The following is a 23,629-nucleotide window of genomic DNA, read 5'->3' on the forward strand; positions in this document are numbered from 1 at the left end:
GGTTGTCACACCTTATTGCCAATCTGGCTGAGCCGCGGCCACACCAGCATCAACGCCTCCAGCAACCGCAGCAGATCGCTGCGGCTTGCCCCTTCGCGCGCCTGCACCGACATGCCTTCAATGGTGCAAATGACGTATTTCGCCAGCAGCGCGGTGTCGGTCTTCGCCAGCAGTTCACCCTGCTGCACCTTGCGATCGAAACAGGCTTTCAGCGCCGCTTCCTGGGCATGATGTTTTTTGCGCAGCATCTGGGCGACGTCGTCGGACGCGGACGACAGCGCGGCGGAGGCGCACACCATAAAACAACCTGACGGCGTATCGGGATCGGTAAACACTTCGACGGAAGAACGCACGTAGGCCTCGACGATCTCGGCCACCGGCAACGCCTGTTCCAACAGTTGGTTGGTGCAGGTGGTGTATTTTTGCAGATAGCGTTCCACCGCCGCGCGGAACATCCCTTCCTTGTTGCCGAATTCCGCATACAGCGTCGGCGCTTTGGCGCCGGTCACTTCCACCAGATCGGCCAGCGAGGTGGCTTCATAGCCGTGCCGCCAGAACAGATCGAGCGCGCTTTCCAGCGCCCGGTCGCGATCAAATTGTTTCGGCCTGCCACGGCTCTTTTTGCCGCAGACCTCTTCATTGATGCTCATCATTCTCTCCTGTCCCGCTCCACAGCAGGGTTAGCACAAATAACTTAACGATCATTATAAAAAAATATTGCGCCCTCGTCGAGAACCGATTAGCATTTAGTTATCGATCGTTAAGATAATTTAGCGAAGCGGATTAAACCCCTCTATTCACCGTTATCGGAAAGGAATTAACATTATGAAAAACTTAAAATTAACCTTAGCAGTCCTCACTCTGGCCAGCATTTCCTTCGGCAGCTTCGCCGCTGATTTGGTCCAGAACCAACCGGCTGGCCAGCAGAAAGTGGGCGTCATTACCGTCAGCGGCGCATCCGATCTTACCTCGCTGGAAAGCAGCCTGGCCGCCAAAGCCGATCAGGCCGGTGCAAAATCCTTCCGTATCATCGGCGCCGGCGGTAACAACCAGCTGCACGGCACCGCAGAAATATATCAATAACAATGAATTAAACCAGCGGATCGCGATAAGTTTTGCTCCCGACGCCAGGGCGTCAAAAAAAATTAATTAACGAGTATTAAAAAAATACTTGCAATCCGTCAAACCGGCATCTAACATTAAATTATCGATCGTTAATTAATTTGACGACCTTACAAAACAAACATCGTAAAGAACAAAGATAGGAAATAAGACCATGAAAAACCTGAAAATGACCATCGCCGCCATCGCACTGGCTTCCGTCTCCTTCGGCAGCTTCGCCGCCGAACTGGTTAACGCACAACCCGCCGACCTGCAAAAAGCCGGCGTCGTCACCGTCAGCGGCGCGTCCGACCTGAGCAGCCTGGAAAACAAACTGGCGGCCAAAGCCGATGCGGCGGGCGCAAAATCCTTCCAGATCATCGCCACCACCGGTGACAATAAACTGCACGGCACCGCGATCATCTACAATTAATGGCCGGATCGGCAATCGTGCAAAAGGGCGGCTCAGGCCGCCTTTTGCTTGCTTTAACGCCAACGTTCTGTTGTAAGCTGTAGCGACCTTTTTCCGCTGAGCCGAGCAACGCCATGACTCCCCTGCTGTTCCACAAATATCACGGTCTGGGCAACGACTACCTGGTATGCCACCGTTCGGTCGCCGATCGGCTGAGCCATGAACAGATCCGCCTGCTGTGCCACCCGCATTACGGCATCGGTTCCGACGGCCTGCTGATCGACAGCGGCGACGCCGTCAATCCCACCCTGCGCATCATCAACCCGGACGGTTCCGAAGCGGAGAAGAGCGGCAACGGCCTGCGTATCTACGCGCGCTATCTGTTTGACAGCGGCCGCGTGGGCCATCAACCGTTTTTGGTGCACACCGCCGGCGGCGACGTGCGCTGCCAGGTGGCGCAAGACGCGCATCAAATAACGGTGGAAATGGGGCGCGCCAATTTCAGCCCGGCGGCGCTGCCGGCGTTGATCGATCTGCCGGAGGCGCTGAACTATCCGCTGCCCCTGAGGGAGGAGACGTTAAGCGTTTCGCTGGTGTCGATGGGCAACCCGCACTGCGTGGTGCCGGTGGAAAAACTGGATCTGGCGCAGGTGCATCGGCTCGGACCGCAGATTGAACGCCATCCGCTGTTCCCGAAACGCACCAATGTACAACTGGTGGAAGTGGTCGATCGCCAGACGCTGCGCATCGGCATCTGGGAGCGCGGCGCCGGTTTTACCCTCGCCTCCGGCAGCAGCAGCTGCGCCGCCGCCAGCGTGATGCGCAAGTTGAGACGAGTCGGCGATCGGGTTAGCGTGCGGATGCCGGGCGGCGAGCTGCAGATCGCCTTCAGCGGCGATTTTCAGGTCAGCATGCGCGGACCGGTGCATAAAATCGCCACTCTGACGCTGGACGAAGATTGTTTTGCCGGCGGCGCAGGGCTGTTTACGGGATCCACCCCAGCAGTCTGAACCACAGATAATCCAACGGCACCAGCAGCGCAAAGCTGAGCGCGGCCAACAGCAGGCACAGCTTCAGCCCCTCGCGCGCCGGCACTTTGCCCATCCCCATCGCCACCACGATCGGCGAAGCCTGATACGGCAGCAGCGGCGTGGCGTAACCGATTACCTGGGTCATCAGCACCGTCAGCAGCGGCAAGCCGCTGCCTGCGGACAACGCCTGCGCCAGCGGAGTAAACAGCGCCGGCACGCCGTTGGCGGTCACCACGAAATTCAGCAACGAGGTGATCCCCACCAGCGAACCGAACGCAGCGAACGGTTTGCCATGCAGATCCGGCATCATCGCCAGCAGCGCACCGCCCAACCGATCGCCGAGCCCCGAGTGGCTGACCAATGCGGTCAGCCCCAGGATCCCCGCCACGTAGATACAGGTGCGCACATTAACCCCGGCGGCGAACTGCTCGCCGTTGAGAAACCCGATACGCGGCAACAGGCAGAAACAGGCTGCCGCCAACCCCACCCAGGCGGGAGCGATGCCGTGCCAGCTGTCGGTCATCCACAACAGCACCGTGGCGCCCAACAGCGCGATCAGCCGCCATTCGGCGGCGCTGAGCGGGGTTTGCGCCGCCTCGGCCGCCACCGGCTGCGGTCGCGCACGGAACAGGCCGCAGATGCACAGCGTCAGCAGCGCGCCTTTGGCGATCCCGAGCACCGGGGCGTGCAACAGCAGGTAAGAAAGATAAGCGAAGTGGCTGCCATAGGCGCTTTCCGCCGCGCCGCTCATCACCAGATTGGGCACGTTGGCCGGCAGGATGCTGGCGGAGAGCTGGAAGGTGCCGAACCCCACCGCCAGCGCCAAACCGATGCGGCCGCGCGAGCCTTCCGCCAGACCGGCGCGATTGGCCAACGCCATAACGATCGGCATCAGCAGCGTAATCCGCCCCATATTGGATGGCATGACAAACGCCAGCGCGTAGCTTATCGCCACCACGCCGCCCACCAGCCGGGGCCAGGAACCGGCCAGATGCGGCAAGAGTCGGTTGGCCAGGCGATCCGCCAAACCGGTGCTGCGGATGGCGGAGCCCAGCACAAAACCGCTGAGCACCAGCCAGAATGCGGAAGACGCGAAACCGGAAAAGGTCACCGCGGCGGGCACCAGCTGCAAGACCATCACCGCCGCAAAGAACAGCAGCGCGACCACATACTCCGGCAAGCGGGCGCTGGCCCATAGCGCGATGACCACCAGCGTGACCAGCGCGGGCAGCGCCATCGGATCCCCCAACATAGTTTCCTCCCTGATAAAACGTTGTGATTGTTATCAAACGGTTAACAGGGTGACACAAGGCGCGGGCGCTAACCTTGAAACCGCTCACATATCGTCGCTCTGGAGATTTTTCAGCATGCATACGTTGCAGCCGTGGTGGCCGGTATTGCCGCGCCGTTCCGTCAACAGCGTGAACCCCAGCGCATAGTACAACCCGATCGCCTCTTTCAACTGTTCGGTGGTTTCCAGGTAGCAGTAGCGATACCCCGCCGCCCGCGCCGCCTTCAGCGCCTGCACCACCATATGGCGCGCCATGCCCAGCCCGCGCGCGCCGGGTTTGAAAAACAGTTTTTGCAGCTCGCAATAGCCGGGCTCTTCGCCGGCCAGCGGCGCCATGCCGACGCCCCCCACCACCTGTCCGTCCCGCTCCAGCACCCAGTAGTGGCCGCCGTTGTCGCGATACAGACCGGTCAGCCGATCGAGATCCGGATCGTGCAGACTGACCCCTTCCATTTTGTCCATGCCGTACTCGCGAAACACATCGCGAATGATCGCCGCCATCGCCGCATCGTCGCGCTCGGCGATCGGCCGCACCCGCAGATTGGCGTCGCGCTGTTTGCGCGCGCTGCGCAGCGCCGCGGTCATCTTTTTCATCGCCGCAGTGGTGCTCACCAGCTCATCGTCGTCCAACTGCGCCAGCGCCGCCTGCATAAAACCGTCGGCGTCGCTCTCGATGCCGGCCAGCGTCTTGCCGCCCTGTTTACTCAGCCGATGCAGGTTGTGCCGCTTGTCATCAGGATGGTCCACCGTTTCTATCACGCCGGCGGCCACCAGGCTGCGCAGCGCCCGGCTGGCGCTGGCCTTGTCGATGCAAAGCCGGGCCGCCAGTTCGGTGACGCCCAGCGGCTGCTCGCTGACTTCGATCATCAGATGGATCTGCAGCGGCGAAAAGCGCGAGCCGTTGCTCTGCTTGTTCAACATGCCGAACTCTCTGACCAAATTGCGCGCCAATGCTCTGAAATCCCTGATGTTCACGGCGTTATGCTCCCCTGTTCTCCCACCTTCAGGCTACGTTGGATGGGTTATTGGTTGATAGTGTTATCTAATTTTGAACATAACGATAACGCATAAACAATTGCGAATGAATAACCAATCCGGCACCTGAATATGTCAAAATATTTCATATGACAGCATTTAAATCCAATTTAAAACAAATTAATAAAATTAAAAATCATACTAAGATTTAAAGTTGAAATAAAAATCCAATAAAAGTGAGCATAAAAACGGCAAAAGTGGGTAAAACAAAAAATAAAATAAATATCCATTTGAAATTTAAAAGATAAAATTTAAAACGTAAAAACTTGATAGCAACAATTCAAGCGCTACCTCGTCAACGTCGGTTACATATTTACGCCTGCCTTCGCGCGCTTCCCTGCACCATTGTCCCTTTTGCCAAAAGTAGCCCATGCTTTAACTGCTTCTCTCCTTCTGGCTAACCGGGACGCTGGCTCATGACGAAAAAAACCACCCTGCTGCAATTCTTCCACTGGTACTACCCCGACGGCGGCAAACTGTGGCAGGAGGCCGCCGAGCGCGCCCCGCACCTGGCCAAACTGGGCATCACCGATCTGTGGCTGCCGCCCGCCTGCAAGGGCGCTTCCGGCGGCTACTCCGTCGGCTACGATACTTACGATCTGTTCGATCTGGGCGAGTTTGACCAGAAAGGCAGCGTGGCGACCAAATACGGCGACAAGGCGGCGCTGGAACATGCCGCCAATACGCTGCGCGAACACGGCGTGGGCGTGCTTTACGATGTGGTGTTCAACCACAAGCTCGGCGCGGACGAGAAAGAACGGGTGCACGTGTTCAAGGTGGACGCCAACAACCGCAACGACATTGACGATCAGGGCTTCGACGCGCTGGCCTACACCCGCTTCACCTTCCCCGGCCGCCAGGGCGTGCATTCCGAATTTATCTGGGATTACAAATGCTTCAGCGGCGTCGACTATGTTGAGCAGCCGGACGACAAAGGGGTGTTCAAAATCGCCAACGATTATGGCGACGACGGCTGGAACGATCAGGTCGACGACGAGAAAGGCAACTACGACTATCTGATGGGCGCCGACGTGGAGTTCCGCAATACCGCCGTGACGGAGGAGCTCAAATACTGGGCGCGCTGGCTGTTGGAAACCTTGCCGTGCGACGGCTTCCGCCTCGACGCCGCCAAACACATTCCCGCCTGGTTCTTCAAAGAGTGGGCGGATCACGTGCGCGGCAGCGCGCAACGCGACCTGTTTATCGTTGCCGAATACTGGTCGCACGATCTCGGCGCGCTGCAACAATACATCGAGTTGGTGGACGGCAAGGTGATGCTGTTCGACGTGGCGCTGCACCTGAAGTTTCATCAGGCGTCGAAACAGGGCGACGGCTTCGACATGGCGCAGATCTTCACCGATACCCTGACCGCCGCCGATCCGGCCCACGCGGTGACGCTGGTCGCCAACCACGATACCCAGCCGCTGCAATCGCTGGAAGCGCCGGTGGAACCCTGGTTCAAACCGCTGGCCTACGCGCTGATCCTGCTGCGCGAACAGGGCGTGCCCTGCGTGTTTTACCCCGACCTGTATGGCGCCAGCTACCGCGACAAGGGGCGCGACGGCGGTGAATACCAGATCGACATGCCGGCGATCCCGGAGCTGGAGAAGCTGATCGCCGCGCGCCAGCGCTTCGCCAACGGCCCGCAAACCGACTACTTCGACGACAGCCACTGCGTGGCCTTCAGCCGCGCCGGCACTGCCGAGGCTCCCGGCTGCGTGGTGGTGCTGACCAACGGCGGCGAGAGCGGCAAGACGGTTACGCTCGGCGCCGATCTCGCGCACACCGCCTGGCGCGATTTCCTCGGCAACCGCCCGGAGGAAATCACCGCCGACGACCAGGGCAGCGCCCATTTCCCGGTTAACGCCGGCAGCGTCAGCGTCTGGGTGCCGGCCGCCAGCCTCTGATCGCCCGCCGCCGCGTAATGATGACGCGGCGGCAAAACTAATGTTTGCCTTTCGGGTCTAACTTACGCTATCAACTGCGCAAGCCATTCACACCGGAGCCTAAATAGGGTACAAGGCTGCATGAAAATTCCAAAACGACTCCAGCCGCTGGTGGATGACGGGTTAATCGACGACGTCATCCGCCGGTTGAAAAGCGGCAAAGAAGCCGACGTGTTTATCGTGCGCTGCGGCGATGAGATCCGCTGCGCCAAAGTGTACAAAGAGGCCGAGAAGCGCAACTTCAAGCAGGCCGTCCACTATCAGGAAGGGCGCAAGGTGCGCAACAGCCGCGACGCGCGCGCCATGAGCAAAGGCTCCAAATTCGGCCGCCAGCAGCAGGAAGAAGCCTGGCAAAACGCCGAAGTGGACGCGCTGTATCTGCTGGCCAAGGCCGGGGTGCGGGTGCCGCAGCCGGATATCTGCCTGGACGGCGTGCTGCTGATGGAGCTGATCACCGACGAAGAAGGCCTGGTGGCGCCGCGCCTGAGCGATGTCATCCTGACGCCGGAACAGGCGCGCGCCGATCACGCCCTGATGATGAACTACGCGGTGCGCATGCTGTGCGCCGGGCTGGTGCACGGCGACCTGTCGGAATTCAACGTGCTGATGGATAAAGACGGACCGGTGATCATCGATCTGCCGCAGGTGGTGGACGCCGCCGCCAACAACCACGCCAAAAGCATGTTCGAGCGCGATATCGGTAATCTGGCCGAATATTACGGCCAGTTCGCGCCGGAACTGCGCGACAGCCAATACGCCAAAGAGATTTGGGCGCTGTATCAGGAAGGCAACCTGACGCCGGACAGCGCCCTCAGCGGCCGGTTCAACGAAATCCAGAAGCGCGCCGACGTCGGCTCGGTGCTGGAAGAGATCCAGGCCGCCAGCGAGGAACACCAGCGCCGCCTCATGGCGCGCAACGCGGAAGAGTAACGGCCGCGCTATTCGACGCGAAACACCTCCGGCCGCTGCGGCGTGGCGGCCTCGTGATAAATATCCCCCAGATAGCCGGCGATCTCCTCTTCGCGCAGATCCGCCGGCAGCACGATATCGTAGCTGGGAGCATATTTGCGCTCCGGCAGCGTCACGCGGAACAGCCGCCATTCGTCCCCGATGCGCTTCACGCCCAGCAGACGGCCGAACACGTTAAAAATCATCATCCGCCATTCCCCCACTCGTCGCTTTCAGGCTATAACACTGTGATGCCGCCGCAGTGAAAAGGAAAGCGTATGAGTGAAAAAACGCCGCAGTTCTGGCGCGATCCGCAGTTGCCGTTCGTCGAAGCCCGCGCCATCGCGGATGGCCGCCAGGTGTGCTACAGCCTGCACAGCCACGAATTCTTTTCCATCGGCGCCATCACCGGCGGCGTCAGCACCTATGTCAACGGCGAACGACGCATGCAGGTCAGCGCCGGCGATCTGGTTGTCATCAACCCGCAGCAGGCGCACGCCTGCAACCCCATCGCCGATCGCCGTTGGTCGTACGTCATGTTCTATCTCGATCTCGCCTGGCTCGGCGCGCTGCAGCAGGAGCTGCTCGGCGGCGAGGGCGACCGTTTTGTTCCGTTCAGCCAGCCGCTCAGCCGCGATCCGGCGCTGTTCCACGGGCTGAACCGGCTTTATGCGCTGCTGACGGATCCGCTGTGCAGCGCGCTGGAAAAACAGATCGCCATGGTGGAGTATTTCAGCGCCCTGCAGCTCGGGCTGGGCGATGTCCGCCAGCCGGAGACGCCACCGCATACCCGGCTGGAGGCGGCAGCGGCGTTTATCGACGCGCACTGCACCCGGCCGCTGACGCTGGACGACATTTGCCGCGCCGCCGCGCTGTCCCCTTCTTACCTGATCCGTGCCTTCCGCCAGCGTTACGGCATGACGCCGCACGCCTATCTGGTCAACCGCCGCGTACAGCACGGCCATCGGCTCTTGAAAAGCGGCCTGCCGATCGCTGCGGCCGCCAGCGAAAGCGGCTTTGCCGATCAGGCGCACTTTCAGCGCACCTTCAAACAGCTGTTGGCCGCCACGCCCGGCCAGTATCAAAAACCCTCTGCCAACAGATAGCAAGCGCTGGCCGCCAGCAACGCCGCCATCGCGCGATTAAAGCGCTGCACGTTGCGCGCCTGCCTGAGCAGGCCGCGCAGCATCGCGCCGACATAGGCCCAGCAGGCTACCGAGGCATAGCAAATCACGAAGTAGAGCCCGGCGAACTGCCACAGCAGCCGAATGTCACCGTCGCCGACAAAGGCGCCGAGGCTGGCCACCGACGCCAGCCATGCCTTGGGATTCAGCCATTGCATCAGCGCGCCGTACCAACAGGAAGGCGCCTGCGCCGCGCCGTTGCCCAGTCTGCCGTCGTCAAACGCCAGCCGATAGGCCATAAACAGCAGAAAGGCCACGCCGGCCCACTGGATCAAGCGGGTCAGCCCCGGCCACAGGATCAGCAGTTGGTGCATGCCCAATCCCAGCAGCACCAGCAACAGGGTAAACCCCAGCGTGGCGCCGAACACATGGCGCTGGGTTGCGCCAAAGCCGAATTGCGCCCCGGCGCTCAATGCGACGATGTTGACCGGGCCGGGAGTGATGGAGGCCGCCAGCGCAAACGCGGCCATGGAAAGGTAGATATTCATGATGGACACCTGAGAAAATATTCACAGGCACCAGAATGCCGACCGCCGCCGACAGCGTATTGAACAGAATTACCCTATTCGGTTTAGCGCACGGCGACGGCCCGGCGGCGCGGCAGCCCGAAGGTGTTGACCGCCATGCCGGCCAGCACCAGCAATGCGCCGCCGAACTGCGCCGGCGACAACGCTTCGTCCAGCAACAGCCAGGCGGCGAACAGCCCGACCAGCGGCACCAGCAGCGTCAGCGGCGCAACGCGCCAGGTTTCATAGCGCCCCAGCAGGCTGCCCCACACCGAATAACCGAACAGCGTGGCGGCGAACGCCAGATAGGCCACCGCCAGCCAGGTGCCAACCTGCACATGGCTCAGGCTGCTCAGCACCACCTCAGGGCCGTCGAACAGCCAGCTGCAGGCCAGGAACGGCACGACCGGGATCGGCGCGCTCCACACCACCAGCGATAAGATATTACGCTGCGGGAAACCGGCCAGGATCTTCTTGTTGGTCAAGTTGCCCAGCGCCCAGGAAAACGCCGCCGCCAGCGTCAACAGCAGGCCCGCCAGAGGGACCGCGCCGCTGCCCGGCTTATGCAGGCTGGCCTGCGCCAGCACCAGCATGCCGCCGCTGGCGATAGCGATGCCGACGAAATGGTTGATCCGCAGCTTTTCTCCCATCAGCACAACGCCCAACAGCAGGGTGAAGAACACCTGCGCCTGCAGCACCAGCGAGGCCAGCCCCGCCGGCATGCCCACCTTGATGGCGACGAACAAAAACGCGAACTGCGCGAAGCTCATGGTCATGCCGTACAGCAGCAGCCATTTCCACGGAATAGTCGGGCGCGGGATAAAGAAGATCGCCGGCAACGCCACCAGTAAAAAACGCATCCCGGCCAGCAGAAACGGCGGCATACCCAGTAAACCGAACTTGATCACGACGAAATTCACGCCCCAGATCACCACCACCAACAGCGCCAACAGCCGATCGCGCAATGTCATCCTCGCCCCGCTTATCCCATTGAAAATTCGCTTTGCCTTGCAGGTTACAACCAAACCGGGCGCATGGACACCGGCAAACGCCGGCGATTATTCAGGCATCAGGCCGATAAAGGTGGTCTTCTTGCGCGGGCCGGTCATCAGCGCTTCCAGCTTCTCCACGCACTGCAGGTAGTGCGGGGTCTGCTTGTGCGCCGCCACCGCCTGCTCGTCGCGATAGGCTTCGTAGATGTAAAACCGCGTCGGGATCTGTTCATCCTGCAGCACATCGAAGCGCAGGTTGCCCGGCTCTTCGATCGCGCCCAGGTGATTGGCGCGGAAAACATCGATAAATTCGTCGATTTTGTCTTGTTTAACGTTGATCTCAACCAATGTGACGTGCATGGCAACTCCTTGTTTAAACGGCGCGCCGTAACATGGCGCTTTCCAACCATAGGTTTATTCCCGTCGATTGCCCTGCCGCAACGGCAATTTTGCCGCCTGGCTCACAAATCGCGTCGGCGACGCCCACTCCTCCCCCGGCGGGGTAAGGCGGCGGCATCTATAGTTAACATTCCTCCCCCTGAGAGCATAGGCTATGGATAACTACTTGATGGCGCTGGACGCAGGAACGGGCAGCATTCGCGCGGTGATCTTCGATCTGGCGGGTAACCAGATCGCGCACGGCCAGGCGGAGTGGCAACACCTCGCGGTGCCGGGCGTGCCCGGCTCGATGGAGTTTGACCTCAGCCGCAACTGGCAGTTGGCCTGCCAGTGCATCCGCCAGGCGATGCAACGTGCAGGATTGAGCGCTCAGGCGATCCGCGCGGTGGCCTGCTGCTCGATGCGTGAAGGCATCGTGCTGTACGACCGCAACGGCGTGCCGATCTGGGCCTGCGCCAACGTCGACGCACGCGCCAGCCACGAAGTCAGCGAGCTGAAAGAGCTGCACAACCACGGCTTCGAACGCGAGGTGTACCAGCACTCCGGCCAGACGCTGGCGCTGAGCGCCATGCCGCGTCTGCTGTGGCTGGCGCACCATCGGCCGGACATCTACCGCCAGGCGGCGACGCTGACCATGATCAGCGACTGGCTGGCCAACATGCTGAGCGGCGAACTGGCGGTCGATCCTTCCAACGCCGGCACTACCGGCATGCTGGATCTGACCAGCCGCGACTGGCGGCCGGCGTTGCTCGACATGGCCGGCCTGCGCGCCGATATTCTGTCGCCGGTGAAAGAGACCGGCAGCGTGCTGGGGCGCGTCACCGAACAGGCGGCGCAGGAGAGCGGGCTGCTGCGCGGCACCCCGGTGGTGATGGGCGGCGGCGACGTGCAGCTCGGCAGCCTGGGGCTCGGCATCGTGCGCGCCGGGCAGACGGCGGTGCTCGGCGGCACCTTCTGGCAGCAAATCGTCAACCTGCCGGAGCCGGCCATCGATCCGGAGATGAACATCCGCATCAACCCCCACGTCATTCCCGGCATGGCGCAGGCAGAATCCATCAGCTTCTTTACCGGCCTGACCATGCGCTGGTTCCGCGACGCCTTCTGCGCGGAAGAAAAACTGCTGGCGGAGCGGCTGGGGGTCGACGCCTACAGCCTGCTGGAAGAGATGGCGGCCAGAGTGCCGCCGGGCGCCTACGGCGTGATGCCGATTTTCTCCGACGCCATGCATTTCAAAACCTGGTATCACGCAGCGCCGTCGTTCATCAACATGTCGATCGACCCGGAGCGTTGCAACAAACAGACGCTGTTCCGTGCGCTGGAGGAGAATGCCGCCATCGTCTCCGCCTGCAATCTGGAACAGATCGCCGCCTTCTCCGGCGTGCAGGCCCGTTCGCTGGTGTTCGCCGGCGGCGGGGCCAAGGGCAAGCTGTGGAGCCAGATCCTCAGCGACGTCACCGGGCTGACGGTGCGGGTGCCGGTGGTGAAAGAGGCCACCGCGCTGGGCTGCGCGATCGCCGCCGGCGTCGGCGCCGGGCTGTACGCATCGCTGGCCGAAACCGGCGAGCGCCTGGTGCGCTGGGAGCGCGAGCATCAGCCGGACATGACCCACCACGCGCTGTATCAGGAACAGAAAGAAACCTGGCGGCGGATCTACGCCGATCAGTTGACGCTGGTGGACAACGGCCTGACCACCTCGCTGTGGAAAGCGCCGGGGCTGTAAGCGCCGCGCGGCATTCGGTCATAACCTTATGCCGTTTTATTCCTTTCCCCTCGGCGCGGCGCAAGCCGCGCTTTAACTCACTGCCGCGATTGTTCCCCCTCAGAAACAGTGTAACCACCGAAGATGGATTTATCCGCGACTTGCACCTGCCGTAGATTGTGACTTCGGTCACACCGCGCCCCGCGCGCGGCCTGCGCATTCACCTGAGACGAGCGGCATTATGCTGAATAATAAAGATAACCCTGCATCATCCCCGTGGCCGGCGATCTTCTCGCTGACGGTCGCCTGTTTTGTCATGGTCACCACCGAGTTTCTGCCGATCGGCCTGCTGACCAACATCGCCCCTTCGCTCGGTGTCAGCACCGGCACCGCCGGGTTGATGGTCACCATGCCCGGCATCGTGGCGGCGGTGGCCGCACCGGTATTGAGCCTGGCTTCCGGCCGGCTGGACAGACGCCTGCTGATGCTGGGGTTGTCGCTGCTGCTGATGGTGTCCAACCTGGTGGCAGCGCTGGCCGTCAACTTCCCGATGATGCTGCTGGGCCGCGTGCTGCTGGGCATCTGCGTCGGCGGCTTCTGGTCGTTCGCCGCCAACTACGGCCGCCATCTGGTGCCGGAAGCCAGCCAGGGCCGCGCCACCGCGCTGATCCTCAGCGGCATCTCGGTCGGCGCGGTGTGCGGCGTGCCGGCCGGGGCGCTGATCGGCGATCTGTTTGGCTGGCGCGCCGCCTTCTTCGGCGGTGCGGCGCTGGCGGTCGGCGTACTGTTGGCGCAGCTGCGTTTGCTGACCTCGGTGCCACCGTCCCGGCCGGTCACACCGCGCGATCTGGTACTGCCGCTGCGCCTGCCGATGGCGCGCATCGGCCTGATCGCCATCGTGCTGCTGTTCATCGGCCACTTCGCCGCCTACACCTATCTGCGGCCCCTGCTGCAGCAGGTGTTCGTGCTCAGCCCGTCGGCGATCTCGCTGCAGCTGTTGGCCTATGGCGCCATCGGCCTGCTGGGCACTTTCCTCGGCGAGCGTCTGGGGGAATACAGCCTGCGCGCCACCTTTATTCTGATCGCCGCCATGCTGGCGGGCATTTTGATCGTTTCGCCGCTGCTCAGCGGCCTCGCCGGCGCCACGCTGATGGTGTTGGTGTGGGGGCTGGCCTTTGGCGCCGTCCCGGTGTGCGCCACCAACTGGATGTTCGCCGCGGTGCCGCAGGCGCCGGAAGCCGGCCAGGCGCTGTTGGTGTGCGTCATCCAGATCGCGCTGGCCTCCGGCGCGCTGCTGGGCGGCGAGGTGGTGGACTGGCAGGGCGTCAGCAGCGCCATGCTGTTCGGCGGCGCGCTGATCCTCTCCGCCACGCTGGTGTTCGGCCTCAGCTTGCGCTCCGGCGCGATTGGCGCTAAACAGTGTTAATCATTATCTATCTGCAGAAACATGCCCCGGTCACCGCCGGGGCATGGCGTTGAGAACCCTATGGACCATCATTTGCTCGCTATCCGGGTATTTAACCGCGTGGTGGAAACCGGCGGCTTTACCCGCGCCGCCGATTCGCTGGGCATGCCGAAAGCGACGGTCACCAAGCTGATCCAAAATCTGGAGGATCACCTGCAGACCAAGCTGTTTCAGCGCACCACTCGCAGCGTGTCGGTCACCCGCGAAGGCGAATGCTATTACCAAAATACGGTGAAATGGCTGGCGGATTTGGAGCAGATGGAGGGCTGCCTGACCGAGTCGCAAAGTTCTCCGCAGGGCGTGCTGCGCATCGACACCGGCAGCGGCACCGCTCGCCAACTGCTGTTGCCGGCGCTGCCCGGCTTTTTGGAACGCTACCCGCAAATCCAAATCGATCTCAGCATCGGCGATCGCGTTATCGATCTGATCAGCGACAGCGCCGACTGCGTGATCCGCAGCGGCCCATTAGCCGACTCCAGCCTGATCGCCCGGCGTCTGTTCGATCTGGACTGGGTCAGCTGCGCCACCCCGGCCTATCTGGCGCGCCACGGCACCCCGCGCCACCCGTGCGATCTGGAACAGGGCTTTCCGATGGTGCACTACCGCCATCCGGTCAACGACCGCATCCATCCGCAACGCTATGTCGAGCGCGGCAAAGAGATCGCCATCCAGCAGCGCTACCCGGTCAGCATCAATGAAGGCAACGCGCTGCTGGCGGCGAGCCTGGCCGGATTAGGCATCATCCAGATTTATCGGTTTATGGCGCAGCCACACCTCGAGCGCGGCGAGCTGGTCAGCCTGCTGCACGACTGGCAGCCGCCGCCGGAGCAGATGTACGTGGTCTACCCGTCCAATCGCCACCTCAGCGGCAAGCTGCGGGCGTTCATCGACTGGGCGGTGGAGACGTTTCATTAACCGATCGCCCCGGCTATAGTGGCTTCTCTTACGGACAATAAAAACGGGCAAACCATGCATATCGAACCGCTGCTTGCACATCGTCAGCGCATTGACGAACTGGCCGAATTACTGCATCAGGAATGGGGCGCCTTTGCGCAGTGGAGCAACCGCGACGCCATCAGCCGGCGGCTGGCTGAACGCTGTGCGCCCGAGAGCCAAGGCGTCGTGTTGCTGGCGCTGTCGCCGCAGCAACAGATCGTCGGCACCGCCAGTTTGACGCGGTATGAATTGACAGATAAACCGGAGCGCCAATACTGGCTGAGCGAAGTCTTTACCCACCCGCAGCACCGCGGCCAAGGCATCGCCCGCAACCTGATCGCGCGCTGCATCGAGCACGGCCGAACCCAGGGCATCAGCGAACTGTATCTGTATACGCCCGACCAGCAGACGCTGTATCAGAAACTCGGCTGGCGCCCTCTGGAGCAACGCCAGATCGCCGGTGAAACCGTCACGGTGATGAGCCGCACGTTGTAGCCGCACGCACTGTGGTATTATTGGCCGCATATTGATTCCCGACGGACAACCACCATGGCCTATATCCCCAAAAACTATGCGAAGCTGGAAACCGGCTACCGCGAAAAAGCGCTGAAACTGTTCCCCTGGGTGTGTGGGCGCTGCTCACGCGAATTCGTTTATTCCAACCTGCGCGAGCTGACGGTGCACCATATCGATCACGATCACAGCAACAACCCGGAAGACGGCAGCAACTGGGAAATGCTGTGCCTGTATTGCCACGACCACGAACACTCGAAATACACCGAGGCCGATCAATACGGTTCGACGGTGGTGGCCGGTGAAGATGCGCAAAAAGATATCGGCGTCGCCACCCACAACCCGTTCGCCAACCTGAAGGCGATGATGAAGAAATAATGTCTACAACAGCTTAATGAGCCACTAACTTATTAAGCTGTTAAATTAATAAAATCCCCCTCCGCATCGCCACTTCCCAGAGAATTCCTACTTACCCATCCGGGCCATCCAGAGCAAAATAAGCTGCACAGTTAACGACATACTGGCTTGGCAAGCCGCCGCAGTTGGTGCATATTGTTCGCGAGTTGTTCTTGTTAACCTGTTTGATTATCAACCTAATAAGCGCATTAACTTAATAAGTTACCTGCTTAATAACTTGAGAGATGGCAGCATGATTGTTCTGATTGGCTCGCAAAAAGGCGGTGTCGGCAAGTCGACGAAAGCGGTGAATATCGCCGGGTATCTGATTCTTAAGCAAGGCAAGACGGCGATCATCGTCGATGCCGACGACCAGAAATCGATCATGACCTGGTACAACGACCGTCAGAACGTCGAGGGGCTGCCGCACATTCCGGTGGTGGCCGCGTCGGGCAAAATCAAGGAAACGCTGCTGGAGCTGGATCGCCATTACGACTACGTGATCGTCGACACCGCCGGCCGCGACAGCGCCGAACTGCGCTCCGGCCTGCTGGCCGCCGATCTGTTCCTCTCGCCGCTGCGCCCTTCGCAGATGGATCTCGACACCATCGGCTACCTGTCGGAGATGTTCTCCACCGCGCAGGAATACAACGAGAAGGTCAAAGGCTACATTGTGCTGAACATGTGCCCGACCAATATCTTCATTAATGAAGCCAACGAAGCGGCGCAGGTGCTGAGCGAATACCCGGAGTTCACCCTGGTGAGCCACCGCCTGTGCGACCGCAAAATTTACCGCGACGCCTGGGGCGAAGCCATCACCGTGCATGAGGCGAACAACGAAAAGGCGCAGGCCGAGATCGAATGCCTGGTGAAAGAGGTGATCCTGTGAAGAAGCGCACCCCCACCCACCGCATGTCGGAAGACGAATTCATCAACAGCGCCACCTCGCATACGTTGCCGGTTGCGGCGCCCGCGCCGGAAGCCAAGCCGGCCGGCCGCAAGCGCACCTATAAGGCGATTTCCGTCAGCCTGACGGACAACCACATCGAAGCCATCGATGAGGTGATCGTGCAGGCGGCGCGCAACGGCATTGTGCGCATCACCCGCTCAGACATCATCAAGCTGGCGATCGACGGGTTGGCAGAAAAAAGCGAAGCGCAACTGCTGGCATTGCTGAAAAAGCTCTGACCGCACGGCAGCCGCCGGCTGACCAGGCCGGCGGGCCGTTAAACGGATGAAAACCGGCGCGGGAACGGCATAGTACGATAGGTTTTGCCTGTAGCCTTATGCAGCGCGCTGGCCATCGCCGGGGCGACCACCGCAGTCGACACTTCCCCGCATCCCTGCGGCGCACGCGCGCTGTCGAGCACGACCACTTCCACCCTCGGCATTTCAGCGAGCGCAAGCAGCGGATAACGATCGAAATTCCCTTCCACCACGCCGCCCCGTTCGAAATGCAGTTCGCTGTGCAGACAGGTGGTCAACGCGAAACCGATGCCCCCCTCTACGTTGGCGCGCACCAGATTCGGGTTTATCACTTTGCCGCAGTCAATCGCACATATCGCACGGAGCACCCGCAGTCGCCCTTCCTGAATGGCGATTTCAATCACCAAACCGACGTAGGTGGTGAAAGCGTTATTGCGGCCGACCCAAATATTGCACGACATACCGCGATAAACGCCCGGCGGCGGTTCGTGCTGCCAACCTGCCGCCGCCGCGGTCGCGTCCAGTACACGCAACGCTTCCGGGTTGTCCTGCAACAGATGCCGCCGATATTGGTACTCATCCCGGTTGGCCTTATAGCTGAGTTCGCTGATGAAGCTTTCCAAAAAAAACAGGCTGGCGACGCTGCCGACGCCGCGCAGATAGCTCAGGGAGATCGGCTGTTCGACGATGCCGGCCTCTACCTTCAGGTGAGGGATGCGATATGGCGTGCTGTAAACGCACTCCACCATACTTTCATCCCATCCACCGGCCTCGTTTACCGTTTCGCGCCGCATTTGCCAGAAGAGCGACTGCCCGGCATAGCGCGCCCACAATGCCTGCGGGTAGCCGTTTTCATCCAACAGCGCCCGATAATGGCTGATGCAGGCCGGACGATAGTATTCATGCCGCATGTCGATCTCGCGCGGATAGATCACTTTGACCGGTTTTCCTACCGCCCGTGAGGCGGCGGTAGCATGCATCACGGCATCCGGCAGATATTTGCGCCCAAAGCTGCCACCCAGGTAGGTCGTATTCACCACCACATCCGAGGGCGTCAGCCCAAACATTTTCGCCAGAACGTTGCGCACCATATCCTGTCCCTGGAAAGGGCCCCAGGTTTCGATACGGCCCTCGCCGTAATGACTGGTGGCGTTGCAAGGCTCCATAGTGGCATGCGCCACATAAGGCGCGCTGTAACGAGCCTCATGCAGGCACGCCCCCCGCTCAGCGTCGTGGATCAACGCCAACGCCTCACCGCGATCGACCGCCGACACCAAGGTATCGCCGTCCAGCATCGCCAGATTTTCCGCCGCAATCACATTGTCGGTCAGCGCTTGTCCTGCCCCCGGCAACCAGTCGACCTCCAGCAAATCCGCCGCCTTTTTGGCCTGCCAGTAGCTCGCCGCCACCACGATCACCGTATTGAGCGACATATCGTGATCCAAACCGACCATATTGTTCATCGACCACTGCCGGGTCAGCACCAGATCCACCACGCCCGGCATGGCCCGAACCTGTCGTTCATTACGCACGGCAACCAGCTTTCCGCTGAGGTCGGGCACCATCCAGGGAACGCCGATCAGCATCTCAGGCAGGTCGATATCAATACCGTAAATCGCGCTGCCGTCCACTTTTTCCGGCGTATCGACCCGCAATAGCGGCTGACCAATAAAGCCATCCCGCTCTTGCGCCTCGCTCTTCAATCCCGGCTGCGGATCCAACGGCAGCTCGGCGGCATAGCGCACCAGATCGCCATAGGCGACCTTGCGTTGCCCGCCCTCTTCAATCACCCAGCCTTTCTCCGTGCGGCACTGCTGCGGTGAGAGCGCAAAATGTTTTGCGCCGGCACGCAGAAAGAAATCTCTCGCCTGCGCGCCGGCCAACCGGGCGCGCTGATAAAATTTGGTCATTGAGGTTGAGGCGGCGACAAACTGTGCAAAAGCCTCGCCCCCGGCAACCTGACGGTAGGCGTCACGACCGGTGACGAATTTCACCGTCACCTGCGCCCAATCGGCATCCATCTCCGCCGCCACCACCTCGGCCAGGCCGGTATAGATCCCCTGCCCGACCTCGCATTGCGACACGCCGATGACGATGCGCCCTTCACGATCGATCCAGATCCAATCGTTCAATTCATACTGGTTGTCCGGAGGCGCCGCGTCCTGCGAAACCACGGCCGCCACGCTGCGCGTCGATATCGGCAACAGCATGGCGGCCACCGCCAACGCGCTGCCTTTAATCAAGGTTCTGCGGGTGATCGCCATGCTTAGGGTTCTCCCTTGTCGGCGGCGCGATGCACCGCCGCGCGGATTCGATGGTAGGTGGCGCAGCGGCACAGATTGGTCAGGCCCGTATCTATCAGCCGGTCGTCCGGCCTCGGGTGCTCCGCCAGCAGTGCGCTGACCGCCATGATCATGCCCGATTGGCAGTAGCCGCACTGCGGCACATCCTCCGCAATCCAGGCCTGCTGCACCGGATGACTGCGATCGGTGGACAACCCTTCGATGGTGGTCACCTGCCGATCGCGCACCAATTGCAGCGGATAGCAACATGAACGCACTGCCTTACCGTCGACATGTACCGTACAGGCACCACAGGCGCCGATACCACAGCCGAACTTGGTGCCGGTTAACTTAAAATGTTCCCGGATCACCCACAGCAGCGGCGTATCCGGCTCGCCGTTAAATTCGACCGCCTGGCCGTTCAGATTGAACTTCATGCCATCCTCCCCCCAATCAATGCTTCATCCGACGTTTCACCCACGCCCCGATGACGATCAATGTCAGCAATACACCGCCCCAGAACACATAAGGCAGTGACGCGATCAACAGCGGTTTCTCACCGCCAGCCCGCAGCTGACCCACCTGCTCCGGCGTTATCCTGACTGCCGGATTGCCGAATTGCTGCAATACATAGTTGCCCAACTCAGCCAGTTGCCGATCATCCAGGCTATCGGCGAATCCCGGCATCCAGGTTTGCAGCGTCTCTCCCTGGCGCTGCACGCCATGCAGCATTACCATGACCAGGTTATTGGCCCGCTCGCTGCCGACGGTGGAATTGTGAGTCAAAGAAGGGAAATGGCCGTCGTAGGCGCCTTCGCCGCCCAGGCGATGACAGCTGGCGCAGGCAGCGGCATACAGCGCCTGCCCGGCTGCACGGCCTTCACCACCGCCCCCCTGGTATTGATAGGCCGCTTTCGTTCCTTGCACGGTGACGATCGGCGGCGTCTGTTTAAGCCAGTCGGCGATGGCGTCGAGGTCGTCGTCACTCAGGAAACGCAGGCTATGCTCCACCGCTTCCGCCATGCCGCCGGCCGCCTGGGCTTTGTCATTGCGCCCGGTGCGCAGATACTGCACCAATTCTTTCTGGCTCCAGCCGCCGATGCCGCTGACGGGATCCGAGGTGATATTCGGCGCGATCCAACCGCCGGCCTCCCCTCCAGCCAGATAGCGATCGCGGCGTTCCGCCATCAGCCCGTTACGCGGGCTGTGACACGCCGAGCAATGCCCCAAAACATCTACCAGATAGCGACCACGCGCCTTCTTCTGCTCTTCATCGATGGGCGTTTTTTCCAGAAACAGCCAGTTCCAGCCGTGAATCGCATAACGCCAGGAAAAAGGGAACGCCAGTTGGCTCTCAGGCACCGCACGATCGACCGGGGCAACCCCGGCCATAAAATAGCGATACAGCGCGTGCAGATCGTCATCGCTCAATCCCCGATAAGCGGTATAGGGCATGGCGGGATACAAGGGTTGGCCGTCCCGCCGGATACCCTGCGTCAACGCGCGGCGAAACTCTTGCTCACTGTAGTCGCCAATGCCGGTCCCCTTGGCGGGCGTGATATTGCTGGCGATGATATCGCCCATCGGCGAAGCGATGGCATAACCGCCGACATAGGGGGCGTCCTGTTGGGCGCTGCCGCGGTGACAAGCCGCGCAATCTGCGGCGATAGCCAGATATTTTCCGCGTGCGATGAGCTGTTGGTCATTGTGGCTGGCGAAGACCGGGCAGGAAAAGATCCCCAACACGATAACGCACAGCTGTCGTGCTCTCCGCCAGCGGCCGTTCACGCTTCACCCTCCGGTTTCATCGCATCCGCTCGTTCCTCCGCCAACAGCGCAAACTCGTCCGGCAACAGATTTTCCTGTTCGAGCATCGCGACCGCGTTATGCTTGATGCCAAACAATACGCGGTAAAAAGCCTCCAGATCGCCGGCCGAAATGCCGTTAAGCAATTTTTGGCGCGCTTGTTGGCTGGAATGATCCAACTGCGCCAGCATCTCCTGCCCGGCCTCGGTCATTCTCACCCCTTTGGCGCGTTTATCTTCGGACAGGGCATCGCGAGCGATAAGCCGGTTTTTTTCCAGAAACAGCAGCGCGCGCGACATCGTCGAGACTTCGGCGTTCAAATGCTGCGAAACGTCTTTCAACGTGCAGCCATCACCCAGATCGGCAATCGCACTCAGCGCCAGCCAATGCGGGCGCGTCAGATTGGTCATTTTCACCGACTGGTCCATCGCCGTGCGCCATAGACGGTTGGTGACATCCAGATGGATGCCCAATGCAGCAGGAAGTTTACGTGGTTGAGACATATCGGATGGCTCTCGATTATTTATTTGCTTGTGCAAACAAATAGTAGATCGAACGTTCTGATGGGATCAAGCAGATGTCGCAGAATAAAATAAAATGTAATTAATACAGATCGATATAACGTATTTTAACGGATTCACTCCCCGACAACGGGGAGCGATAAGAAAACTCAGTTCCCCGCCACCGCGCAGTGGTAGTCCTGAATTTCACCGGCCGAGCCCAGATTCAGGTCGGTCAGCTTCAAACGGTTCGCCAACAGCAGCATCTCGCCCTGTGGGCTGACCGCCAGCGCCAGGCCATAGTTACCGATGCTGTCACCCTGTTCGACCACATAGTTGTTCAGCAAACGGAAAGGATCTTCCTGGGTTAAATCGGTGCCCGCCAATTTTCTGGCCAGGTATTGATGGCCGACCAATTTCACCGCCAGCGGCCGCCACTGTTGATCTAATTGCTGCGCCTGCTCACCCAACGCGTTATAGACATCCTGGCGCAAACAGGCAACGTGAATATGCAGCTGATCCTGAGAGCGACCATATTTCGAATTGACCGCCAGAGACATCCACGCATCTTTTAACGGTTTACCCAGCTCGCCGGATATATGTTCACGGTTATTCCAGGCCTGAGCGAAATAAGGCGGTGCGTGCTCCGTCTGCAATGCCGGGCTCTCGATACCGCTGACCTTTTCAGTCGGCATCACCAGATCGTGGTAAGGGCCTTTGCTATCCTTGAAAAGCACATAACCCTCGGTTAAATCAACCTTTAAGCAAGGCGCCGGATCGTTGTTCTGCTGCTGATTAGGCACGCACTGTTGGCTGACGATTTGCCACAGCGCATTCGGATTGCCGCGCCCGAAAAACCACCACAGCACCGCCGCCAGCAGCAAAATGGCAAGCAAAATAATTAATAGTCTGAAAAGTCTTTTCATCGCGACGTCCTGTTTATCTATTCCATACCGAAAGGAGCGCCAGCATAAACCAAGGCGCTTATCGTCACCAGAATATTATCCTTAGCGTCACCTTTCATTGACGTCTTGTTATCAAGAGAAATTAAAAATAAGGGTTTACCTAAGTAATTTAAGGTAAATTAATACCGCAGGTTGAATATGAGTGTGATATAAGCAGCCGAACTCTCTTTATATAAGGAACCGACAAGATGCCAACGATGGGCAAATCCCTGCATTATCTCGACGTGGGCTCAGGCTTTCCGTTGCTGCTGGGCCACAGCTATCTGTTCGATCTGAACATGTGGGCACCGCAGTTCGAGGCACTGGCCAAACGTTACCGCCTGATCGTGCCTGATCTGTGGGGCCACGGCGACTCCCCGGCGCTGCCGCCTGAGCGAAACAGCCTGTCGGATATCGCCGCCGATCATTTGGCGCTGATGGATCATTTGGATATCGCAGAGTTCGGCATCGTCGGCCTGTCCGTCGGCGGCATGTGGGGCGCGGAACTGGCGGCGCTGGCACCGGAGCGGGTGAAAGTGTTGGCGCTGCTGGACAGCTACCTGGGCGACGAAACGCCGGAGGCACGGCAGCGCTATATGGGCATGCTGGCCGCCGTGGAACAGGCCGGTGCCATCACGTCGCCTCTGCTGGAATATATCGCCACGCAGTTCTATTCCGACGAGGTGCCCGATGCGCTGTCACAGCCATTGCTGGCCCATCTGCAGAACCTGCCCGCCGATCGGCTGCGCGACAGTATCGTGCCGCTGGGCCGGATGATCTTCGGTCGCCCCGACAAGCTGGCGCTGCTGGAAAACATCACCGCCGCCAGTATCGTCATCACCGGCGCGCAGGATAAACCGCGTCCACCGACGGAAGGCCAGCGCATGGCGGATCTTCTCGGCTGTCGGCATGTGCTGATCCCCAACGCCGGCCATATCAGCAACAAAGAAAACCCGACGGCGGTCAACGAAACGCTGCTGGCGTTTTTAGCTGAAAACACCACTCCGCTGTTTTGGTGAGATTCTCCGGGCCGTCAG

Annotated in this window: 26 protein-coding genes; 14 read left to right on the top strand and 12 right to left on the bottom strand. The window is 60.5% G+C overall.

Going from position 1 to position 23,629, the window contains the following annotated elements:
• Positions 1 to 5 precede the first annotated feature (5 nt).
• Positions 6 to 650 carry a TetR/AcrR family transcriptional regulator gene (locus ACMGF7_RS01095; protein WP_004939509.1) on the bottom strand — a complete coding sequence of 215 codons (645 nt, stop codon included), beginning with the start codon at positions 648 to 650 and terminating at the stop codon, positions 6 to 8.
• Positions 651 to 825: 175 nt separating this feature from the next.
• On the opposite strand from ACMGF7_RS01095, the gene bhsA (ACMGF7_RS01100) reads away from it, so the two are divergent.
• The 3 genes from bhsA (ACMGF7_RS01100) to dapF all read left to right on the top strand — a co-directional run bounded on the left by bhsA (ACMGF7_RS01100) (position 826) and on the right by dapF (position 2,523).
• Entirely contained in the window at positions 826 to 1,083 is a 258-nt protein-coding gene (gene bhsA / locus ACMGF7_RS01100; protein WP_049239923.1) for a multiple stress resistance protein BhsA, read from the top strand.
• 193 nt (positions 1,084 to 1,276) lie between these two features.
• Positions 1,277 to 1,534, top strand: coding sequence for a multiple stress resistance protein BhsA (bhsA, locus tag ACMGF7_RS01105; protein ID WP_004939517.1), 258 nt, complete (start codon positions 1,277 to 1,279; stop codon positions 1,532 to 1,534).
• A 113-nt stretch (positions 1,535 to 1,647) separates the two neighbouring features.
• Positions 1,648 to 2,523, top strand: coding sequence for a diaminopimelate epimerase (gene dapF, locus ACMGF7_RS01110; RefSeq protein ID WP_049239924.1), 876 nt, complete (start codon positions 1,648 to 1,650; stop codon positions 2,521 to 2,523).
• Here the strand turns inward: dapF and ACMGF7_RS01115 are convergent.
• Together ACMGF7_RS01115 and ACMGF7_RS01120 are read right to left on the bottom strand one after the other, a co-directional pair.
• Positions 2,498 to 3,796: an SLC13 family permease gene (locus ACMGF7_RS01115; RefSeq protein WP_164095285.1), complete on the bottom strand. Its 1,299-nt coding sequence runs from the start codon at positions 3,794 to 3,796 to the stop codon at positions 2,498 to 2,500. The genes dapF and ACMGF7_RS01115 overlap by 26 nt on opposite strands.
• A gap of 84 nt (positions 3,797 to 3,880) precedes the next feature.
• Positions 3,881 to 4,786 carry a bifunctional helix-turn-helix transcriptional regulator/GNAT family N-acetyltransferase gene (locus ACMGF7_RS01120; RefSeq protein WP_164095339.1) on the bottom strand — a complete coding sequence of 302 codons (906 nt, stop codon included), beginning with the start codon at positions 4,784 to 4,786 and terminating at the stop codon, positions 3,881 to 3,883.
• A 500-nt stretch (positions 4,787 to 5,286) separates the two neighbouring features.
• Between ACMGF7_RS01120 and amyA the strand changes: the two genes are divergently transcribed.
• Complete coding sequence (gene amyA / locus ACMGF7_RS01125) at positions 5,287 to 6,777, top strand: alpha-amylase (protein WP_273875094.1); 1,491 nt, start codon at positions 5,287 to 5,289, stop codon at positions 6,775 to 6,777.
• A 120-nt stretch (positions 6,778 to 6,897) separates the two neighbouring features.
• The gene (locus tag ACMGF7_RS01130) at positions 6,898 to 7,746 is read left to right on the top strand and encodes a PA4780 family RIO1-like protein kinase (RefSeq protein WP_049239927.1); all 849 of its coding nucleotides are present in this window, start codon (positions 6,898 to 6,900) and stop codon (positions 7,744 to 7,746) included.
• Between the two features lie 8 nt (positions 7,747 to 7,754).
• Here the strand turns inward: ACMGF7_RS01130 and ACMGF7_RS01135 are convergent, their stop codons facing one another.
• Positions 7,755 to 7,973, bottom strand: coding sequence for a DUF7661 family protein (locus tag ACMGF7_RS01135; protein ID WP_015377079.1), 219 nt, complete (start codon positions 7,971 to 7,973; stop codon positions 7,755 to 7,757).
• Positions 7,974 to 8,042: 69 nt separating this feature from the next.
• Here ACMGF7_RS01135 and ACMGF7_RS01140 point away from each other — a divergent pair, with 69 nt between their 5' ends.
• Positions 8,043 to 8,870 (top strand): AraC family transcriptional regulator, encoded by an 828-nt coding sequence (locus ACMGF7_RS01140; RefSeq protein WP_015377078.1) that lies wholly within the window; start codon positions 8,043 to 8,045, stop codon positions 8,868 to 8,870.
• On the opposite strand, the gene ACMGF7_RS01145 is transcribed toward ACMGF7_RS01140, so the two are convergent.
• From ACMGF7_RS01145 to lsrG, 3 genes are all read right to left on the bottom strand, one after another.
• Positions 8,846 to 9,436 carry a LysE family translocator gene (locus tag ACMGF7_RS01145; protein WP_015377077.1) on the bottom strand — a complete coding sequence of 197 codons (591 nt, stop codon included), beginning with the start codon at positions 9,434 to 9,436 and terminating at the stop codon, positions 8,846 to 8,848. The genes ACMGF7_RS01140 and ACMGF7_RS01145 overlap by 25 nt on opposite strands.
• Before the next feature lie 83 nt (positions 9,437 to 9,519).
• Positions 9,520 to 10,425 (bottom strand): EamA family transporter, encoded by a 906-nt coding sequence (locus ACMGF7_RS01150; RefSeq protein ID WP_049239929.1) that lies wholly within the window; start codon positions 10,423 to 10,425, stop codon positions 9,520 to 9,522.
• Positions 10,426 to 10,512: 87 nt separating this feature from the next.
• Complete coding sequence (lsrG, locus tag ACMGF7_RS01155) at positions 10,513 to 10,806, bottom strand: (4S)-4-hydroxy-5-phosphonooxypentane-2,3-dione isomerase (protein WP_004939559.1); 294 nt, start codon at positions 10,804 to 10,806, stop codon at positions 10,513 to 10,515.
• A 193-nt stretch (positions 10,807 to 10,999) separates the two neighbouring features.
• Between lsrG and lsrK the strand changes: the two genes are divergently transcribed.
• The 7 genes from lsrK to ACMGF7_RS01190 all read left to right on the top strand — a co-directional run bounded on the left by lsrK (position 11,000) and on the right by ACMGF7_RS01190 (position 17,042).
• Positions 11,000 to 12,565 carry an autoinducer-2 kinase gene (gene lsrK / locus ACMGF7_RS01160; RefSeq protein ID WP_015377075.1) on the top strand — a complete coding sequence of 522 codons (1,566 nt, stop codon included), beginning with the start codon at positions 11,000 to 11,002 and terminating at the stop codon, positions 12,563 to 12,565.
• A 220-nt stretch (positions 12,566 to 12,785) separates the two neighbouring features.
• Positions 12,786 to 13,970 (top strand): MFS transporter, encoded by a 1,185-nt coding sequence (locus tag ACMGF7_RS01165; protein ID WP_033633813.1) that lies wholly within the window; start codon positions 12,786 to 12,788, stop codon positions 13,968 to 13,970.
• 60 nt (positions 13,971 to 14,030) lie between these two features.
• The gene (locus ACMGF7_RS01170; RefSeq protein ID WP_015377073.1) at positions 14,031 to 14,924 is read left to right on the top strand and encodes a LysR family transcriptional regulator; all 894 of its coding nucleotides are present in this window, start codon (positions 14,031 to 14,033) and stop codon (positions 14,922 to 14,924) included.
• A 54-nt stretch (positions 14,925 to 14,978) separates the two neighbouring features.
• Positions 14,979 to 15,440, top strand: a complete 462-nt coding sequence (locus tag ACMGF7_RS01175) for a GNAT family N-acetyltransferase (protein ID WP_049239930.1) — start codon at positions 14,979 to 14,981, stop codon at positions 15,438 to 15,440.
• Positions 15,441 to 15,494: 54 nt separating this feature from the next.
• On the top strand, positions 15,495 to 15,836 hold the full coding sequence (yajD, locus tag ACMGF7_RS01180; RefSeq protein ID WP_004939576.1) for an HNH nuclease YajD: 342 nt from the start codon (positions 15,495 to 15,497) through the stop codon (positions 15,834 to 15,836).
• Between the two features lie 271 nt (positions 15,837 to 16,107).
• Complete coding sequence (locus ACMGF7_RS01185; RefSeq protein WP_015377071.1) at positions 16,108 to 16,743, top strand: AAA family ATPase; 636 nt, start codon at positions 16,108 to 16,110, stop codon at positions 16,741 to 16,743.
• The gene (locus ACMGF7_RS01190) at positions 16,740 to 17,042 is read left to right on the top strand and encodes a hypothetical protein (RefSeq protein ID WP_033642294.1); all 303 of its coding nucleotides are present in this window, start codon (positions 16,740 to 16,742) and stop codon (positions 17,040 to 17,042) included. The genes ACMGF7_RS01185 and ACMGF7_RS01190 overlap by 4 nt, the downstream gene beginning before the upstream one ends.
• 38 nt (positions 17,043 to 17,080) lie before the next feature.
• Here ACMGF7_RS01190 and ACMGF7_RS01195 read toward each other — a convergent pair whose 3' ends face one another.
• The 5 genes from ACMGF7_RS01195 to ACMGF7_RS01215 all read right to left on the bottom strand — a co-directional run bounded on the left by ACMGF7_RS01195 (position 17,081) and on the right by ACMGF7_RS01215 (position 22,574).
• A complete protein-coding gene (locus ACMGF7_RS01195; RefSeq protein WP_049239932.1) occupies positions 17,081 to 19,324 on the bottom strand; it encodes a xanthine dehydrogenase family protein molybdopterin-binding subunit in 2,244 nt (747 codons plus the stop codon).
• 2 nt (positions 19,325 to 19,326) lie between these two features.
• Entirely contained in the window at positions 19,327 to 19,779 is a 453-nt protein-coding gene (locus ACMGF7_RS01200) for a (2Fe-2S)-binding protein (RefSeq protein ID WP_019453919.1), read from the bottom strand.
• Positions 19,780 to 19,795: 16 nt separating this feature from the next.
• Positions 19,796 to 21,130: a c-type cytochrome gene (locus ACMGF7_RS01205; RefSeq protein ID WP_197763657.1), complete on the bottom strand. Its 1,335-nt coding sequence runs from the start codon at positions 21,128 to 21,130 to the stop codon at positions 19,796 to 19,798.
• Positions 21,127 to 21,651, bottom strand: a complete 525-nt coding sequence (locus ACMGF7_RS01210) for a MarR family winged helix-turn-helix transcriptional regulator (RefSeq protein ID WP_025160011.1) — start codon at positions 21,649 to 21,651, stop codon at positions 21,127 to 21,129. The genes ACMGF7_RS01205 and ACMGF7_RS01210 overlap by 4 nt, the downstream gene beginning before the upstream one ends.
• 167 nt (positions 21,652 to 21,818) lie before the next feature.
• Positions 21,819 to 22,574: a CDP-diacylglycerol diphosphatase gene (locus ACMGF7_RS01215; protein WP_025160012.1), complete on the bottom strand. Its 756-nt coding sequence runs from the start codon at positions 22,572 to 22,574 to the stop codon at positions 21,819 to 21,821.
• A gap of 236 nt (positions 22,575 to 22,810) precedes the next feature.
• Here ACMGF7_RS01215 and ACMGF7_RS01220 point away from each other — a divergent pair, with 236 nt between their 5' ends.
• Positions 22,811 to 23,611 carry an alpha/beta fold hydrolase gene (locus ACMGF7_RS01220; RefSeq protein WP_164095337.1) on the top strand — a complete coding sequence of 267 codons (801 nt, stop codon included), beginning with the start codon at positions 22,811 to 22,813 and terminating at the stop codon, positions 23,609 to 23,611.
• Positions 23,612 to 23,629: the final 18 nt, after the last annotated feature.

The sequence above is a fragment of the Serratia sp. BNK-17 genome, from assembly GCF_048684935.1.
Lineage (GTDB): Bacteria > Pseudomonadota > Gammaproteobacteria > Enterobacterales > Enterobacteriaceae > Serratia > Serratia nematodiphila.